Origin of the sequence: Draconibacterium sp. (assembly GCF_041583095.1) — a bacterium.
Taxonomy (GTDB): domain Bacteria; phylum Bacteroidota; class Bacteroidia; order Bacteroidales; family Prolixibacteraceae; genus Draconibacterium.
The window spans coordinates 1-14,728 of record NZ_JBFHGM010000116.1 but is presented as its reverse complement, the minus strand read 5'-3'; the positions used below and the strand labels follow the sequence as shown (position 1 = coordinate 14,728).

Annotated in this window: 16 protein-coding genes; 10 read left to right on the top strand and 6 right to left on the bottom strand. The window is 42.3% G+C overall.

The window, feature by feature from the left end:
• Positions 1 to 560, bottom strand: a 560-nt coding sequence (locus ABZB17_RS12130) for a helix-turn-helix domain-containing protein (protein WP_372650572.1), incomplete at its 3' end; no start/stop codon positions are given.
• Positions 561 to 600: 40 nt separating this feature from the next.
• Entirely contained in the window at positions 601 to 1,047 is a 447-nt protein-coding gene (locus ABZB17_RS12125) for a GNAT family N-acetyltransferase (RefSeq protein WP_372650570.1), read from the bottom strand.
• Positions 1,048 to 1,116: 69 nt separating this feature from the next.
• On the opposite strand from ABZB17_RS12125, the gene yjjX reads away from it, so the two are divergent.
• Positions 1,117 to 1,635: an inosine/xanthosine triphosphatase gene (yjjX, locus tag ABZB17_RS12120; protein WP_372650567.1), complete on the top strand. Its 519-nt coding sequence runs from the start codon at positions 1,117 to 1,119 to the stop codon at positions 1,633 to 1,635.
• Here the strand turns inward: yjjX and ABZB17_RS12115 are convergent.
• Both ABZB17_RS12115 and ABZB17_RS12110 read right to left on the bottom strand, forming a co-directional pair.
• Positions 1,632 to 1,952 carry a NifB/NifX family molybdenum-iron cluster-binding protein gene (locus ABZB17_RS12115; protein WP_319502195.1) on the bottom strand — a complete coding sequence of 107 codons (321 nt, stop codon included), beginning with the start codon at positions 1,950 to 1,952 and terminating at the stop codon, positions 1,632 to 1,634. The genes yjjX and ABZB17_RS12115 overlap by 4 nt on opposite strands.
• Positions 1,953 to 2,000: 48 nt before the next feature.
• Positions 2,001 to 2,354: a carboxymuconolactone decarboxylase family protein gene (locus tag ABZB17_RS12110; protein WP_372650565.1), complete on the bottom strand. Its 354-nt coding sequence runs from the start codon at positions 2,352 to 2,354 to the stop codon at positions 2,001 to 2,003.
• Between the two features lie 202 nt (positions 2,355 to 2,556).
• Here ABZB17_RS12110 and ABZB17_RS12105 point away from each other — a divergent pair, with 202 nt between their 5' ends.
• The gene (locus tag ABZB17_RS12105; RefSeq protein ID WP_372650564.1) at positions 2,557 to 3,021 is read left to right on the top strand and encodes an SPOR domain-containing protein; all 465 of its coding nucleotides are present in this window, start codon (positions 2,557 to 2,559) and stop codon (positions 3,019 to 3,021) included.
• On the top strand, positions 3,014 to 4,912 hold the full coding sequence (locus ABZB17_RS12100; protein ID WP_045032165.1) for an amidophosphoribosyltransferase: 1,899 nt from the start codon (positions 3,014 to 3,016) through the stop codon (positions 4,910 to 4,912). The genes ABZB17_RS12105 and ABZB17_RS12100 overlap by 8 nt, the downstream gene beginning before the upstream one ends.
• Before the next feature lie 76 nt (positions 4,913 to 4,988).
• Here the strand turns inward: ABZB17_RS12100 and ABZB17_RS12095 are convergent, their stop codons facing one another.
• Both ABZB17_RS12095 and ABZB17_RS12090 read right to left on the bottom strand, forming a co-directional pair.
• The gene (locus tag ABZB17_RS12095; RefSeq protein ID WP_372650562.1) at positions 4,989 to 5,948 is read right to left on the bottom strand and encodes a GNAT family N-acetyltransferase; all 960 of its coding nucleotides are present in this window, start codon (positions 5,946 to 5,948) and stop codon (positions 4,989 to 4,991) included.
• A 155-nt stretch (positions 5,949 to 6,103) separates the two neighbouring features.
• Positions 6,104 to 6,955: a 1-acyl-sn-glycerol-3-phosphate acyltransferase gene (locus ABZB17_RS12090; protein WP_372650560.1), complete on the bottom strand. Its 852-nt coding sequence runs from the start codon at positions 6,953 to 6,955 to the stop codon at positions 6,104 to 6,106.
• A 378-nt stretch (positions 6,956 to 7,333) separates the two neighbouring features.
• Between ABZB17_RS12090 and ABZB17_RS12085 the strand changes: the two genes are divergently transcribed.
• The 7 genes from ABZB17_RS12085 to murD form a co-directional block, all read left to right on the top strand.
• Entirely contained in the window at positions 7,334 to 7,780 is a 447-nt protein-coding gene (locus ABZB17_RS12085; RefSeq protein ID WP_038558544.1) for a division/cell wall cluster transcriptional repressor MraZ, read from the top strand.
• A gap of 5 nt (positions 7,781 to 7,785) precedes the next feature.
• Positions 7,786 to 8,691 carry a 16S rRNA (cytosine(1402)-N(4))-methyltransferase RsmH gene (gene rsmH, locus ABZB17_RS12080; RefSeq protein WP_372650557.1) on the top strand — a complete coding sequence of 302 codons (906 nt, stop codon included), beginning with the start codon at positions 7,786 to 7,788 and terminating at the stop codon, positions 8,689 to 8,691.
• Between the two features lie 41 nt (positions 8,692 to 8,732).
• Entirely contained in the window at positions 8,733 to 9,044 is a 312-nt protein-coding gene (locus ABZB17_RS12075; protein WP_157493743.1) for an FtsL-like putative cell division protein, read from the top strand.
• A 2-nt stretch (positions 9,045 to 9,046) separates the two neighbouring features.
• A complete protein-coding gene (locus ABZB17_RS12070; RefSeq protein WP_372650555.1) occupies positions 9,047 to 11,146 on the top strand; it encodes a penicillin-binding protein in 2,100 nt (699 codons plus the stop codon).
• A gap of 1 nt (position 11,147) precedes the next feature.
• Complete coding sequence (locus ABZB17_RS12065; RefSeq protein ID WP_372650553.1) at positions 11,148 to 12,605, top strand: UDP-N-acetylmuramoyl-L-alanyl-D-glutamate--2,6-diaminopimelate ligase; 1,458 nt, start codon at positions 11,148 to 11,150, stop codon at positions 12,603 to 12,605.
• Positions 12,606 to 12,614: 9 nt separating this feature from the next.
• Complete coding sequence (gene mraY, locus ABZB17_RS12060; RefSeq protein ID WP_372650551.1) at positions 12,615 to 13,865, top strand: phospho-N-acetylmuramoyl-pentapeptide-transferase; 1,251 nt, start codon at positions 12,615 to 12,617, stop codon at positions 13,863 to 13,865.
• Position 13,866: 1 nt separating this feature from the next.
• Positions 13,867 to 14,728 (top strand): Mur ligase family protein (murD, locus tag ABZB17_RS12055; RefSeq protein ID WP_372650549.1); only part of this gene is annotated, 862 nt, incomplete at its 3' end.

Here is a 14,728-nt window from a genome sequence, read left to right as displayed (position 1 = left end):
TTGCTCAGTATTTCCTCTGCTTTTTTACGCGATAAATGTGCCTTTCGCATGAATTTTGAAAAAGTGATGGATTCATTGTTTCGTAAGTAGTCGATCAGAAAACGCTCGTCGTCGGAGTAGCTAAAGTAAACGCCTTTTGGGCTTTTTTCTTTTCGCCACACTTCGATCTGTATTTTGTGGGCCAGAATATTTTCGTCTTTATGCCTGATGTAGGCCAGCCATTTTCCGTTTTCGTCTTTCGCAAAATATGGTTTTTTATCGCTGGCTTCAATCCCGATCTCCAAAACGGTTTTTCCCTCAATTTGCCATTGGTGTGTGGTAAAATCAATCTGAGGTTTGCTGTATATTTTTGCCGCAGCCTCAATCATATAAAACTCTTCGTCGCTGCTGATGCCGGCAATTTTACCATTGTCTTTTACGCCAATAAGCAAACGCCCGCCATCGGTATTGGCAAAGGCTACCAACGATTTGGCTATTTTTTTCGAGTCGTTAATACAAAACTTAAAATCCTGCTGCTGATGCTCTCCCTCTGCAATAAGTTTATAGATATAACTGCTCATGCGTTAATTGTTTTTTGGGCTTTTCAATAAAATCTGATCACTATTTCATCCATTCAAACGTTACATAGTGGTCCTGGTTCATTCCCAGATTTTCGTAGGTTTTTTGTGCAGCCACATTTGTTTTGTCGGCATACAGACGAATTCCGTTCAGGTTGTCGGCTTTCATTACCATATCTTTTATGTGCGCATACATTTTACGGTAAACACCTTTTCGTCTGAATTCGGGTCTCACGTAAACCGATTGTATCCACAATATTGTACTGTTGCGCCAATCGCTCCACTCAAAAGTGGTTAGCAGCGAGCTTACAACCTGTCCGTTAACTTCGGCTACGTAATAGTTGCCTTTGTTGCCGTCGTTTAAAACAGCTTCAACGCCTGATTCAACGGTTGGCGCGTGCAGTTCAATGCCTTCTGTTTCGTGCGCCATTGCCAGCTGAAATTCTACCAGTGTTTTATGGTCCTGTAAAGTTGCTTGTCGTATTATCATGTTATAAGTTTGAAACCAGCGAATTTAACAATTCCGCAGAAATCATTAATTTTCGCCAAAAGTAATTTTATGCGAATTGTTGTAGCTTCGAAAAATCCGGTGAAAATAAATGCCACCGATGCAGGATTTAGTACCTATTTTGAAGGAGTGGAAGTGTTGAGTGTTTCGGTTGAGTCGGGTGTTTCGGATCAGCCCAAAAGCGACGCTGAAACATTAAAAGGTGCCTTAAACCGCGTGGAGAATGCCCGAATTGAATTTAGTGATGCCGACTATTGGGTAGGTATTGAAGGCGGACTTTCGGTGAATGACTCGGAGGTTGAAGCTTTTGCCTGGATCGCTATCTCATCGGGAGAAAAAACCGGCAAGGCACGAACAACAAGTTTTCAGTTGCCCGTTAAAGTGGCCGAATTAATTGCCGAAGGTTATGAGTTGGGCGAGGCCAACGATATGTTGTTTAAACAGCAAAACTCGAAACAAAAAAGCGGTGCTGTGGGGTTGTTAACGGGGAATAAAATTAACCGGACCGCCCTTTATATACAGGCGGTACAGCTGGCGTTGGTGCCATTTTTAAACCCCGGTTTATATTAGCTTTCTATTCGGTCCATAATTTCGTCAACACGGATGCGCTCTTCGTGCAAAAGCACTAGTTGTAGTTTTTCTTTTTCCAGACGTTCACTAACCATTGGTCCTACTTCGCCGGTCACAATAGTGGTTACTCCCTGTTCTTTTAAAAAATCAACTAATTTAATTCCGCTGTGCGATTCTTCAATAAATTTATTTTCCTCAATAGAATACTGGTTTTTGTCAACGTCAAACAATACAATGTATTCACACTTTCCGAAACGGAGGTCGAGAAATGACTTTTCTGTTTTGCCTGAGGATGTAATCGCAAATATTTTACTCATAGTATAACTCTTTTAGATTTTAATAATAACAATTATATCCCAAAAAGTTTAATCTTTTTTTAATTTGTTCAGTTCTTCCCAGTATTCAACAGCTCTTCGTGTGTGCGGAATACAAATGGTTCCGCCTACTACGTTGGCTACGCTAAAAACCTCAAAAACTTCGTCGGTGGTAACATTTAGCTCGTGGCATTTTTCGAGGTGGTATTTTACGCAGTCGTCGCAGCGCAGCACCAGCGATGTTGCCAGCCCCAACATTTCTTTTACGTTGGTACCCAGAGCACCTTCTTTATAAGTTAGCGTATCGAGACTATAAATACGTTTCATCACTTTATTGTCCGAAGCCAGAATTTTCTCATTCATTTTTGCCCGGTAACTGCCAAACTCTTCCACTAAATTTCCCATAACTTTAATCCTAATGTTGTGGCCGTAAAGTTAGGTTAAGTTTTAAAATCCTGAAAAAGCAATTTAAAAAATATCAACAGGAAATAGCATTGTTTTCGGGCTCTCATATTACTTATAGATTAAGGCAATGTTATGTGGATAAAAACCGTTCGTGTTTTATATGTTTTTAAACTATATTTGCGCACTCAATAAAAAAGGAATAATGAGGACTTTTTTGCTGGTTTTAGTTGGTCTGTTGGCCACAAATTTCTCGTTCGCCCAAGTTGATCTTTTTGAAGAAATGCCTGCTGATACAAGCAACATTGCGATTATAGACCGACTGGATGTGAATAGAGACGCACGGCTCGACAAAATGCTAAAATGGCATATTGAAAAGAACCAAAAAAGAGAGGGGATGGATGGATACAGGGTTGAGATCTTTTTTAGTTCTGGATTGGACGCTAAAGAGCAAGCCCTTAACCTAAAAACTGAATTTCTGACAAACTACCCGGAATTTCCCGTTCATATAAAATTTATTGCACCAAACTTTCGGGTTCGTGTAGGCGATTTTAGAACGAAAAATGAGGCTTTGAAGTTGTATAAGCAAATTCAAAAAAATTATCCTGCCGCTTTTATTGTTCCTGATGTAATCGAATTTCCATTGTTGAAACAAAATCAGTATGAGTGACCAGATTAAACACGAGTGTGGCATTGCTTTAATTCGTTTGTTAAAACCGCTTTCTTACTACCATAAAAAGTATGGTACCTGGAAGTACGGTCTGAACAAGTTGTACCTTTTAATGGAAAAACAGCATAACCGCGGACAGGACGGCGCCGGAATTTGCTGTGTAAAATCAGAGCTCGATCCGGGAAATCCGTACATAAGCCGGTTTCGTTCGGTTGAGCCAAATCCAATAAAAGATGTTTTTGATAAGGTGAACAAACCTTTGAAAAAAGCCAAGCGTAACAACTTCGATATCAACGACCCGGAATGGGCCGAAAACAATTTCCCGTTTGCCGGAACACTTTACCTGGGGCACTTGCGCTACGGTACCTTCGGTAAAAACAGCATCGATTTTACGCATCCGGTAATGCGCCAGAACAACTGGAAATCGCGTAACCTGGTGTTGGCAGGTAACTTTAACCTTACCAATACCGACGAGCTTTTTAATGTACTGCTTAATTTGGGGCAGCATCCAAAAGCTTATACCGATACGGTAACTGCACTCGAAAAAGTGGGGCATTTCCTTGATGAGGAAAACCAGTTGCTTTTCAGAAAATATAAAAATGAAGGCTACGATAATAACGAGATTTCGCCGTTGATTGAGCAAAACCTCGATATTCAGAATATTCTGGAGCGTGCTTCGAAAGACTGGGATGGTGGTTATGCCATGGCCGGTTTGGTTGGGCATGGCGATGCTTTTGTGGTTCGCGATCCGTGGGGAATTCGCCCGGCACATTATTATGCCGATGATGAAATTGTAGTGGTAGCTTCAGAGCGCCCTGTAATTCAAACAGTAATGAATTTGCAGGAAGATGATGTGCAGGAAATTGGCCCCGGCGAAGGACTGATCATTAAAAAGAACGGAAAGATTTCGAGAGAAATGATCCGTGTGCCGCATAAAAGAAAGTCGTGTTCGTTCGAGCGAATTTATTTTTCGCGTGGTAGCGATAAAGCGATTTACCAGGAAAGAAAACAACTGGGGCGTTTACTAACTCCGATTGTTTTGGAAGCTGTGGATTACGATTACGAAAATACCGTATTCTCGTACATTCCGAACACTGCAGAAACCGCTTTTTATGGTTTGGTTGATGGCGTTCGTAATCATTTGGTAGATTGGAAAATCGATCAGATTCAGAAGAAAAACGGTTCATTGTCCGATAAGGATATTAAACGAATTTTGTCGTTTGAACCGCGGGTAGAAAAAATTGCCATTAAAGACGTGAAGCTGCGAACCTTTATCGCCGACGATGCCAGTCGTGATGATTTGGTGGCACACGTTTACGATGTTACCTATGGCGTAATTCAGAAAGACAAGGATACGCTGGTGATTATCGACGACTCGATTGTGCGCGGTACAACCTTGAAAAAGAGTATCCTTAAAATACTCGACCGATTGAAACCGAAAAAGATCATAGTTGTTTCGTCGGCACCGCAAATTCGTTATCCTGATTGTTATGGAATTGACATGGCACGTTTGGATAAATTTATTGCTTTTAATGCCGCTATCGAGTTGTTGAAAGACAATGGTAAAGAATCGTTGATTCAGCAGGTTTATAAAAAATGTAAGGAGCAGGAGAATTTGCCAAAAGAAGAAATGGTGAACTACGTGCGCGAAATTTATAAGCCATTTACGGCCGAAGAGGTTTCTGCAAAAATTGCTGAATTGCTGAAGCCGGAGGATTGTAATGCGGAGGTTGAGATTGTTTATCAATCAATCGAAAACCTGCACAAAGCTTGTCCGAACGATTTGGGCGACTGGTATTTTACCGGTAATTACCCAACTCCGGGAGGAAACCGTGTGGTTAACGGATCGTTTATCAACTACATTGAAGGAAAAGACGCCAGAGCCTACTAGTTCTGGATTAAGAGATAAAAAAATGGCCCGGTACTTTTAAAAGTATCGGGCCATTTTTATTTTGGTAAGTAGTGTTTTATTCAACCGCTGGCCATTCATCGTCTTCCTTACCTTTTATGTAAGTTTCAATGTGGCGGTCAACTTTAACCTCGTAAATATCTTTAATTGTTAAAATAATTCCGGTTTCAAGTACGTTTCCAAATACCTCATTTTTAATGGTCCCAAAGGTTTTCATCGATGGTGAAAGGTTCATGTAGGCATTTACCAGCGGAGGGATGTTTTCTCCAAATGTGCGTACGTTTTGTACCAGAATTTTATAGTCATCCTTGTATTCCGGGCCAACAAAAAGTTTTTTCATGGCATCCATGTCGATGTTGAACTCAACCGGATTTAACGGATATACCAGATTTTCCTTGTCGCGGAAATATTTTTTAAAGAAATACTGAATCAGGTTACGGGCTTCGTTATGGAAATGCTCGTACATTGTAATTTTTCCAAAGAAATATTTTATCTCCGGATGATCAACAGTAAGTGCTCCCAGTCCGTCCCAAAGGTTGTCGAGTGCAAAAAGTGCTTTCGCTCCGGCTTTGCTCGATTGGTAAGCCGGCTGTACAAATGAACGACCCAGTTCTAATGTGTAAGGCAGATAGTTTTCTTCAAATTCTTTCGAAAAATGAAAAACCCGCGAAGTAGCCAGTTTAATGTTGCCTTCTTCGTCGCGTGGAGCATCGGCGCACAACACATAGCGGTAACCGCCTAATATTTCTTTCGCATCCGGATCCCAAACAATTAACTGTTTGTAAGGGTTTTTTGCCGTATCGTAGCTGTCGATATCGGTTTCCTTGCCGGTGCCGCCTCCGGCGTCCCTGAATGTTATTTCCCTTAAACGCCCCAGCTCGTGCATAATTGCAGGCGAATCGTGTGCTGTTACGATGTATATTTCGTTGCCACCTTTGTTGGTTTTGCGAAGTAACTTGTCAGGCGTTAGCTCTGCATAAATTGCTTCTCTCGCTATAGGTGCTACTATGTCCTTCATTTCAATCTTTTTATCTGTCTGTGTATCCAAACTCCCTTAACTTGTGTCCCTCTGACATTACGCTAATTACCAATACTTGTTTCGGGTTCCCGTTCCTTTTGAAAATTGGAATACAAAATTAAAAAAATCACGTGAATGCTGTTCTATAATACAGTTTAATTTACTGAATCAGAACTTTCTTTTAGTTTATAAACTTTTTGTTTGACCCATTCTGCCCATTCCTGGTGTGTTTTTGTGTGGTCGAAAGTAGTATATGGTATGGGTTTCCCAAAATAAAGATGCACATCGGTGTTTTTGTGTTTCATGGTCTCGTCGGGGAGAAAAAACATTTCGAGGTTCCATTTTATTTTGAAAAACTTACGGAATTTAGCTATGCGATAGAATCGGTTGGAATTTCTGCCACTGATAAACACAGGGATAATATCTCGTTTGTGTTTTATTGATTTGCTGATGAAATGTTTTTTCCACTCCAGATCCATGATCTGTCCTTTAATTTTTCGCGATGCCAGTCCCGACGGAAAAATTAGAATCTGATCATCTGAGTTGTAACATTCCGCGAGCTTTTTCGCAGCCTCGCGCGCATGTCCGCCATGTTTGTTTACCGGCACAAAAACCGGTTTTAACTGAGGTATATTGAGTAAAATATCGTTGGATAAAAACTTGAACGATCCCAAACGTGCGTCTATGTTTTTCATGAGCAACATGCCATCAAAACCGCCCAGCGGATGGTTGCTGGCAATTATGTAACGCCCTGATTCAGGAATGTTTTCCAGGTTGTGAACGAATTCGTGAACATTAAATTCCTCAACCACTTTGTCTATAAATTCAATTCCCTTAAGGTGTCCGTACTTTTTAAGGAACGCGTTCACTTCGTCGAGATGCAGAATGTTGTTTAGCCAACGGTATACAAATCCCGGGATGTATTTTGCCAGCCCCGGGCTTTTGGCGGCAAATACCTCCCTGATCCGAATTGGCTTGGAGCTTTTTATGCTATTCTCTGTCGTCATTTCTGGTTTATTTGCGGCGGCAATTAACTAAAAATTGCTTAATCTGAAAAATGTCACCATGCAGATCTTTTGATTAGTCTTTCCCTTCTTTTGTTTTTTGCATTCCTGAAGTTTTAATGATGTAATCTTCGCTGATAAAATAAATATTGCCAAATTACGAGTTATTAACGATGTGTTGGTTGTGTTCGGGAGTTTGTAAAATGCTGTAAATCAATTGCGGTATTTGGGTTTTTAACAGAATTGAACAGGTTTTAAACATTTTGTGATCAGGTTATTAACAGAAAGTGTAAAATGCAGTGTGGAATGAAATGGAATAATATGGCACAAAATGGAATAAAATTGTATTTTTACACTTGATAAAAAGACTTTTAGGGATTTATGGCATTTTTCGCAGGAACATATCAGGCTACCATCGACGACAAAGGGCGGGTGGTTCTTCCGTCGGCTTTTAAGAAGGCGATGGGCGAAAATATTCCTGATCAGGTTGTTCTGGAGAAAAACCGACTGGGGAAATGCCTCGATATTCATCCGATGGAAGTGTGGCAGGAAAAAGTGGAGAAGTTTCAGGCGAAAGTACGCGCCAGTACCAATCCTGCGCATTTCGCAGCTTTGCGTCAGTATTTCCGGAATTTTGCTCCGGTAAGCCTTGCCGCAAACGGTCGGATAAATATTCCTGATGAATATTTAAAGTACGCGAACCTGGAGGGCAAGGTGACATTCCTGGGAATGGGCGCCTCGATTAGCCTGAGCAACGAAATCGTGGCAGAAGCCGACGATATATCTGATGATGCTTATCTGGACATGTTGAGAGAATTTGATTTGTAGGGAAGATGTCTGATGTTTATCACATACCGGTTCTGGCAGCCGAAAGTATCGAGGGGATGAATCTGCATCCCGGTGCCAGTGTTGTCGATGCCACTTTTGGAGGTGGCGGTCATTCGGCAATGATATTGAATGCACTTGACAGTGGTGGTCGTTTGTTCGCTTTCGATCAGGATGAAGACGCTGCCGGGAATGCCATAGAGGATGACCGGCTTTTTTTTATTCGTCATAATTTTCGTTACGTACGTAATTTTCTGAAGTACTACGATGTTGAACAGGTGGACGCGGTTTTTGCCGATCTAGGCGTTTCGTCGCATGAGTTTGATGAAGCCGATCGTGGTTTTTCATTTCGTTTTGATGCTCCGCTCGACATGCGCATGAATCGTGAAGCCGGACTTGATGCCGCAAAAGTGGTAAATGAGTATGACGAAGAAAAACTTCAGATGATATTTCGGATGTACGGCGAAGTTAAAAACGCGCGGAAGCTGGTTGCACAAATTGTAAAAGCCAGAAGCGAAGCTCCGATAAAAACAACAACACGCTTAAAGGAAATTGCATCGTCGTGTGCTCCAAAAGCAATCGAGAACAAATATTTGGCGCAGGTTTTTCAGGCACTTCGCATTGAGGTGAATGAAGAGATGGAAGCCTTGCGCGAATTTCTGGCTACTTCGCTCGATATTCTAAAACCCGGCGGCCGCCTGGTGATTCTTACTTATCACAGTTTGGAAGATCGCCTGTGCAAAAACTTTATCAAGGCGGGAAATTTTGAAGGAAAAATTGAGAAGGACTTTTATGGAAATGTACAGTCGCCTTTCAAAATGATTAATCGAAAAGTAATAGTGGCCGGTGAAGAGGAGTTAAAGGCCAATCCGCGATCGAGAAGTGCAAAACTGAGAATAGCAGAACGAATTTAACGATGGCAGAGCAAAATAAAAATACAAGAAAACGTACGGGAATGAAATCCTTTATCGGAGGAACCATCCTTACCGATGAACGCACTTTGCGGCAGATGCCGTTTGTGGCATTTCTTGCGGTTTTGGGTTTGTTGCTGATTGCCAATCGTAACTGGTCGGAAAGTACGCTACGCGAGATTGTAGTGTTGCAGGAAGAGTTGGAAGAGTTACGTTCGGAGTCGGTAACGCTTTCTGCTAAATTGATGGACGCCAGCCGTCCGTCGGAAGTAGCAAAACGAGTTGAAGAGGCCGGAATTGGTTTGCAGGAACCAATGCGCCCGCCGCAAAAAATAACGGTTGAAAAAGAAGATTAGGAGTGGGGATCAGGAAAACCATATTGTCGCGTATTGCAATTGTATACTTCGTGTTGACGTTGTTCGGAGTTGTGGTTGTTTTCAAGCTTGTTTCTGTTCAGCAGATTAAAAATGAGCGCTGGCAGAAAATTGAAAAGAACCTGACCAATAATACGGTTATTATTCCGCCGGTACGGGGAACGATTTGTGCCGACGATGGCAGTGTTTTGGCGACATCGGTTCCGGGGTATAAAATCCGCATTGATTTAGCAGCCGAAGGCGTTAAAAAAGTATTCGACAACGAGGTGGATTCATTAGCCTGGCACTTGTCTGCTTTTTATAAAGATGCTTCAAAAAACGAATATGCGAGGCGATTGCGTTCGGCCTACAAAAACAGGAATCGTGGTTATTTGCTCACACCTGAGAAAATAGATTACAATCAACTGCAGGAATTTAAAAAATTTCCAATTATGCGCCGTGGACGATTTGGTGGCGGGCTTATCGTTGAACAAGAGAACAAACGCCTGAATCCTCTGGGTATGCTGGCTCAGCGAACCATTGGGAGTTTGAATAAAGAGAATGCCTTAACTCCGGTTCCGGTTGGTTATAACGGGCTGGAACGTTCGTATGAAATGTATTTGCGTGGTGAAAACGGTATCAGTTACAAACAAAACCTATCGGGACGTTGGGTGACCCGCACCGAAATTGAGCCGCAAAACGGCATGGATATTATTACCACCATTAACGTGAAAATGCAGGACATTGCGGAGAGTGCATTGTATAAACAGGCGCTAAAATCGAATCCGGAATGGGCAACCGCAGTTTTAATGGAAGTGAAAACCGGTGAAATTAAGGCGATTGCAAACCTCGGTAAAACAGCAGACGGCTATTACGAAAAAGATAATTACGCACTGGGGCATCGTGGGTGTTATGAGCCCGGATCAACGTTTAAACTGGTTTCGTTAATGGTGGCGCTGGAAGACGGCGTGGTGGATACCAGCGATGTGTTTGATACCGGACACGGTTACTGGGCGCAGGAAAATATTACCGACGACCACGCTTGCGGAAAGGTTAATGTAAAACAAATACTGGAGCAATCGTCGAATATCGGAACGGCAAAAGTGATATTGTCAAACTATTCAAACAATCCCAAAGATTACGTTGACCGGATTTATGGATTTGGTATACAAAAACCTTTGGGATTGGAGCTGGCCGGAGAAGGACAACCATATATAAAATACCCCGGAAATGCCGATTGGTGGGGTACTACCACTTTGGGGCGTATGTCGTATGGTTACGATTTGCGGCTAACGCCTTTGCAGATTTTGAACTTTTACAACGCCGTTGCCAACGATGGTGCCATGGTAAAACCGCGTTTGGTTAAGGAGATTCGAAATAATGGAGCACTGGTAAAAACATTTAAACCTGAGTTGCTGAACCCGATGATCGTTTCGAAAGAGACCATTGCAAAAGCACAGGCCATGTTGGAGGGTGTTTGCCAGAACGGTACCGGTCGTGGTGTTCAGGGCGATCAGTTTAAGGTAGCCGGAAAAACCGGAACAGCGCGTGTGGCCCGTTCGGATGGTAAAGGTTACGAATATGGAGCTTATTATGCTTCTTTTGTAGGGTATTTTCCTGCTGACAATCCGATGTATTCGCTGATTGTAACCTTCAAAAAACCGCGGAATTCGATTTACGGAGCTGCTGTTGCCGGTCCTGTTTTTAAAGAAATTTCGGAGAAAGTTTATGCCAGTCAGATTATGAATGCCACTCCTGAAGATGATAATCGGGAAGGAGAAGACATTCCTCAGATAAAAAGCGGACAGCGTGACGATATTCTTCGCTTGGCCGAAGAACTTGAGTTGAAAAATGTACGTGGATTGCCCGATTCAAGAATGGTTTCGCTGAATACACAGGATAGTACCATTGTGCTGGAAGAGAATGTGGTGCCGGTAAATGCTGTTCCCGATGTAGTTGGGATGGGTGTCAGTAACGCGATTTTTCTCCTGGAAAATGCAGGCTTGAAAGTGAAAATAAACGGAATAGGAAAAGTAAAAAAACAATCGTTGAAACCCGGTAGTTCATATCGCCCGGGACAAACGGTATATCTCTCATTAAGTTAAAATGAAACTAAAAGAGTTATTGGAACATATAGGGATTGTTGATTGTATTGGAGAAACCAATAAGAAGGTTGTCGGTATTCAGTTCGACTCAAGGAAAATCAACCCGGATAATTTATTTGTCGCACAGAAAGGTGTTTCTGTTGACGGGCATCGTTTTATTGATACTGCCATAGAGAAAGGTGCAACAACAATTGTTTGTGAAAATCTTCCTGAAGAAACAAAACCTGAAGTTACTTATGTGCAGGTTGAAGATTCCAATAAGGTTTTGGGAGAAATTGCTGCAGCTTTTTACGGTTCTCCATCATCAAAAATGAAAGTGGTTGGCGTTACCGGAACAAACGGTAAAACCAGCATTGCCAGTTTGTTGCACAAACTTTTCCGTATGCAGGGCTACAATGTTGGATTGCTTTCTACAATTTCATACAAAATAAACGAGAAAGAGGAAGTTGCCTCGCACACCACGCCTGATTCGCTTAAGATTCAGCAATTAATGGCCGAGATGGTGGAAGCCGGTTGCGAATACTGTTTTATGGAAGTAAGTTCGCATGCCATTCATCAGCAACGCATTGCCGGAATTCAGTTTGCCGGCGGTATTTTTACCAATATCACGCACGATCACCTCGATTATCACAAAACTTTTGCTGAATACATTAAAGCCAAAAAAGCCTTTTTCGACGGGTTGACTAAAGATGCTTTTGCGCTTGTAAATGCCGACGATAAAAATGGTTTGGTGATGCTGCAAAATACAAAAGCCCGAAAACTGACCTATTCCAACCGTACCATGGCCGATTACCGTTGCAAGGTAATGGAAAGTCATTTTGATGGTATGCTTTTAAATATGGACGGGCAGGAAATATGGACACGATTTGTTGGCCTGTTTAATGCCTCGAACCTGTTGGCAGTTTATGCAACAGCAGTTGAGCTGGAGCAGGATAAAAATGAGGTGCTTACCATCATCAGCAATTTACAATCGGTGCAAGGTCGCTTCGAAACCATCCGCAGCGAAGACGGGAAATATGCCATTGTGGATTATGCACACACGCCAGATGCATTAAAAAATGTGTTGGCAGCAATTGCTGAAATCAGAACAAGAAACGAGCAGGTTATTACCGTGGTTGGTGCCGGTGGCGACCGCGACAAAACAAAACGCCCCGAGATGGCACAGGAAGCTTTGGCCGCCAGCGACAAAGTGATCCTTACTTCGGATAACCCGCGAAGCGAAGATCCTGAGGCAATTATAAAAGACATGGAAGCCGGCGTTGAGCCGCAATATAAAAATAAAGTGGTGTCGATTGTAAGCCGTCGTGATGCCATAAAAACGGCAGTTATGCTGGCACAACCGGGCGATATTATTCTTATTGCCGGAAAAGGGCACGAAGACTACCAGGAAATCAATGGTGTGAAACATCATTTCGACGATAGAGAAGAAGTAAGGAACTGTTTTGGACTAAAAAATTAAAAACAAGATATGTTTTACTGGCTATACGAACTTTTAGCAGGATACGATATTCCGGGAATTGGAATGCTTCCGGGCATTACCTTTCGCTCGGCAGCAGCAATTATTCTTTCGTTGTTTATTACAACGATTTTCGGGAAAAAGCTGATTCGGATTTTGCAGCGTAAGCAAATTGGTGACGAGGTGCGCGACCTGGGTCTTGAAGGACAAATGCAAAAACAGGGAACTCCAACAATGGGCGGAATTATCATTCTTATGGCCATTATTATTCCAACATTGCTTTTTGCCCGCCTCGATAATATTTACATACTGTTAATGCTGATCACCACTGCATTTTTGGGGATGATCGGTTTTGTCGACGATTATATCAAAGTATTTAAAAAGAATAAAGAAGGGCTGGCCGGACGATTTAAGATTCTCGGGCAGGTAAGTTTGGGGCTTATCGTTGCTGCCACACTTTTTATTAGCGAGGATGTAAAAGTTCGTGAGCACGTAACAGATGAAAACGGTACTTTCCTTTCTGAACAGGTTGTTGATCCGGCTACCGGAGAAAGCACCGAGCAGTTTGTAATGGAAAATGTGAAGTCGACCAAAACTACCATTCCGTTTATTAAAAAGAACGAATTTGATTATGCCTGGCTGGTGGCTTTTGCCGGCGATGCCGCGTCGTGGTTAAAATGGCTGGTTTATGCTGTTGCAATTATATTGATTATTACTGCGGTGTCAAATGCTGCCAACCTAACCGACGGAATTGACGGGCTGGCAACGGGAACTTCGGCCATTAGCGGAGCTACCCTGGGAATCTTAGCCTATGTAAGTGGTAACGTAATTTATGCCGATTACCTGAACATCATGTATATCCCGAATATTGGTGAGCTAACTGTTTTTATTGCAGCTTTTATTGGTGCAACAGTCGGATTTTTATGGTACAACTCGTTTCCGGCACAGGTTTTTATGGGCGATACCGGAAGTCTGGCGTTGGGTGGAATTCTGGCCGTTTTTGCAGTTATCATCCGCAAAGAAATTCTGATTCCACTATTGTGCGGAATATTCCTGATCGAAAACCTGTCGGTGGTTATTCAGGTGGGTTGGTTTAAATACACCAAGAAAAAATTTGGCGAAGGACGCAGAGTATTTCTGATGAGCCCGATTCACCACCATTTTCAGAAAAAAGGTTTCCCGGAACCAAAGATTGTAACACGCTTTTGGATTGTCGGAATTATTCTGGCAGTGATAACAATTGCAACATTAAAAATGAGATAGGGTGAAGGGATTGGTAGCCATATTAGGAGGAGGCGAAAGCGGCGTTGGAGCAGCCATTCTTGCACAAAAACAAGGATACGAAGTATTTGTGTCCGACCTTGGAAAAATCAAGGAAAAATACAAAGACGTTCTTTCAAATTATAAGATCGGTTTTGAAGAAGGCCATCACTCGGAAGAGAAAATCCGGAGCGCCGAACTGGTAGTAAAAAGTCCGGGTATTCCTGAAACTGCACCACTCGTAAAGCAATTAAAAGAGCAAGGTACTCCTGTGATTTCGGAAATTGAATTTGGCGGTCGTTTTACGTCGGCTAAAACCATTTGTATTACCGGAAGTAACGGCAAAACAACCACCACTTTGCTAACCTACCATATTCTGCAAAAAGCAGGATTGAATGTTGGTCTGGCCGGAAACGTTGGAAAAAGCTTTGCGTGGCAGGTGGCCGAAGAAAATTTTGATGTTTACGTGATCGAGTTAAGTAGTTTTCAACTCGACGGAATGTATGAATTCAAAGCAGATGTAGCTGTGTTGATGAATATCACTCCCGATCATTTAGATCGTTACGGCTACAACATGCAAAACTACACGGATTCAAAATTCCGGATTCTTCAAAATCAAACAGAGAATGACTACTTCGTTTATTGTGCCGACGACGAAGTGATTCAAAAAGAAATAAATAAAAGAGAGATAAAACCTGTTCAACTTCCTTTTGGGTTGGGAGAGGCTGCCGGGCCTGGAGCAGGAGTGAGAGACAATCGGATAATTATCAACTTTAATCAAAATCAATTCAGCATGTCGATACTGGATTTATCACTACAGGGGAAACACAATACCTACAACAGCATGGCCGCAGGCATTGCAAGCA

What these genes read in the sequence shown, in the direction of transcription:
- ABZB17_RS12125 (WP_372650570.1), bottom strand. Translation starts at nt 1,047, where the DNA reads ATGATAATACGACAAGCAACTTTACAGGACCATAAAACACTGGTAGAA.
- yjjX (WP_372650567.1), top strand. Translation starts at nt 1,117, where the DNA reads ATGCGAATTGTTGTAGCTTCGAAAAATCCGGTGAAAATAAATGCCACC.
- ABZB17_RS12115 (WP_319502195.1), bottom strand. Translation starts at nt 1,952, where the DNA reads ATGAGTAAAATATTTGCGATTACATCCTCAGGCAAAACAGAAAAGTCA.
- ABZB17_RS12110 (WP_372650565.1), bottom strand. Translation starts at nt 2,354, where the DNA reads ATGGGAAATTTAGTGGAAGAGTTTGGCAGTTACCGGGCAAAAATGAAT.
- ABZB17_RS12105 (WP_372650564.1), top strand. Translation starts at nt 2,557, where the DNA reads ATGAGGACTTTTTTGCTGGTTTTAGTTGGTCTGTTGGCCACAAATTTC.
- ABZB17_RS12100 (WP_045032165.1), top strand. Translation starts at nt 3,014, where the DNA reads ATGAGTGACCAGATTAAACACGAGTGTGGCATTGCTTTAATTCGTTTG.
- ABZB17_RS12095 (WP_372650562.1), bottom strand. Translation starts at nt 5,948, where the DNA reads ATGAAGGACATAGTAGCACCTATAGCGAGAGAAGCAATTTATGCAGAG.
- ABZB17_RS12090 (WP_372650560.1), bottom strand. Translation starts at nt 6,955, where the DNA reads ATGACGACAGAGAATAGCATAAAAAGCTCCAAGCCAATTCGGATCAGG.
- ABZB17_RS12085 (WP_038558544.1), top strand. Translation starts at nt 7,334, where the DNA reads ATGGCATTTTTCGCAGGAACATATCAGGCTACCATCGACGACAAAGGG.
- rsmH (WP_372650557.1), top strand. Translation starts at nt 7,786, where the DNA reads ATGTCTGATGTTTATCACATACCGGTTCTGGCAGCCGAAAGTATCGAG.
- ABZB17_RS12075 (WP_157493743.1), top strand. Translation starts at nt 8,733, where the DNA reads ATGAAATCCTTTATCGGAGGAACCATCCTTACCGATGAACGCACTTTG.
- ABZB17_RS12065 (WP_372650553.1), top strand. Translation starts at nt 11,148, where the DNA reads ATGAAACTAAAAGAGTTATTGGAACATATAGGGATTGTTGATTGTATT.
- mraY (WP_372650551.1), top strand. Translation starts at nt 12,615, where the DNA reads ATGTTTTACTGGCTATACGAACTTTTAGCAGGATACGATATTCCGGGA.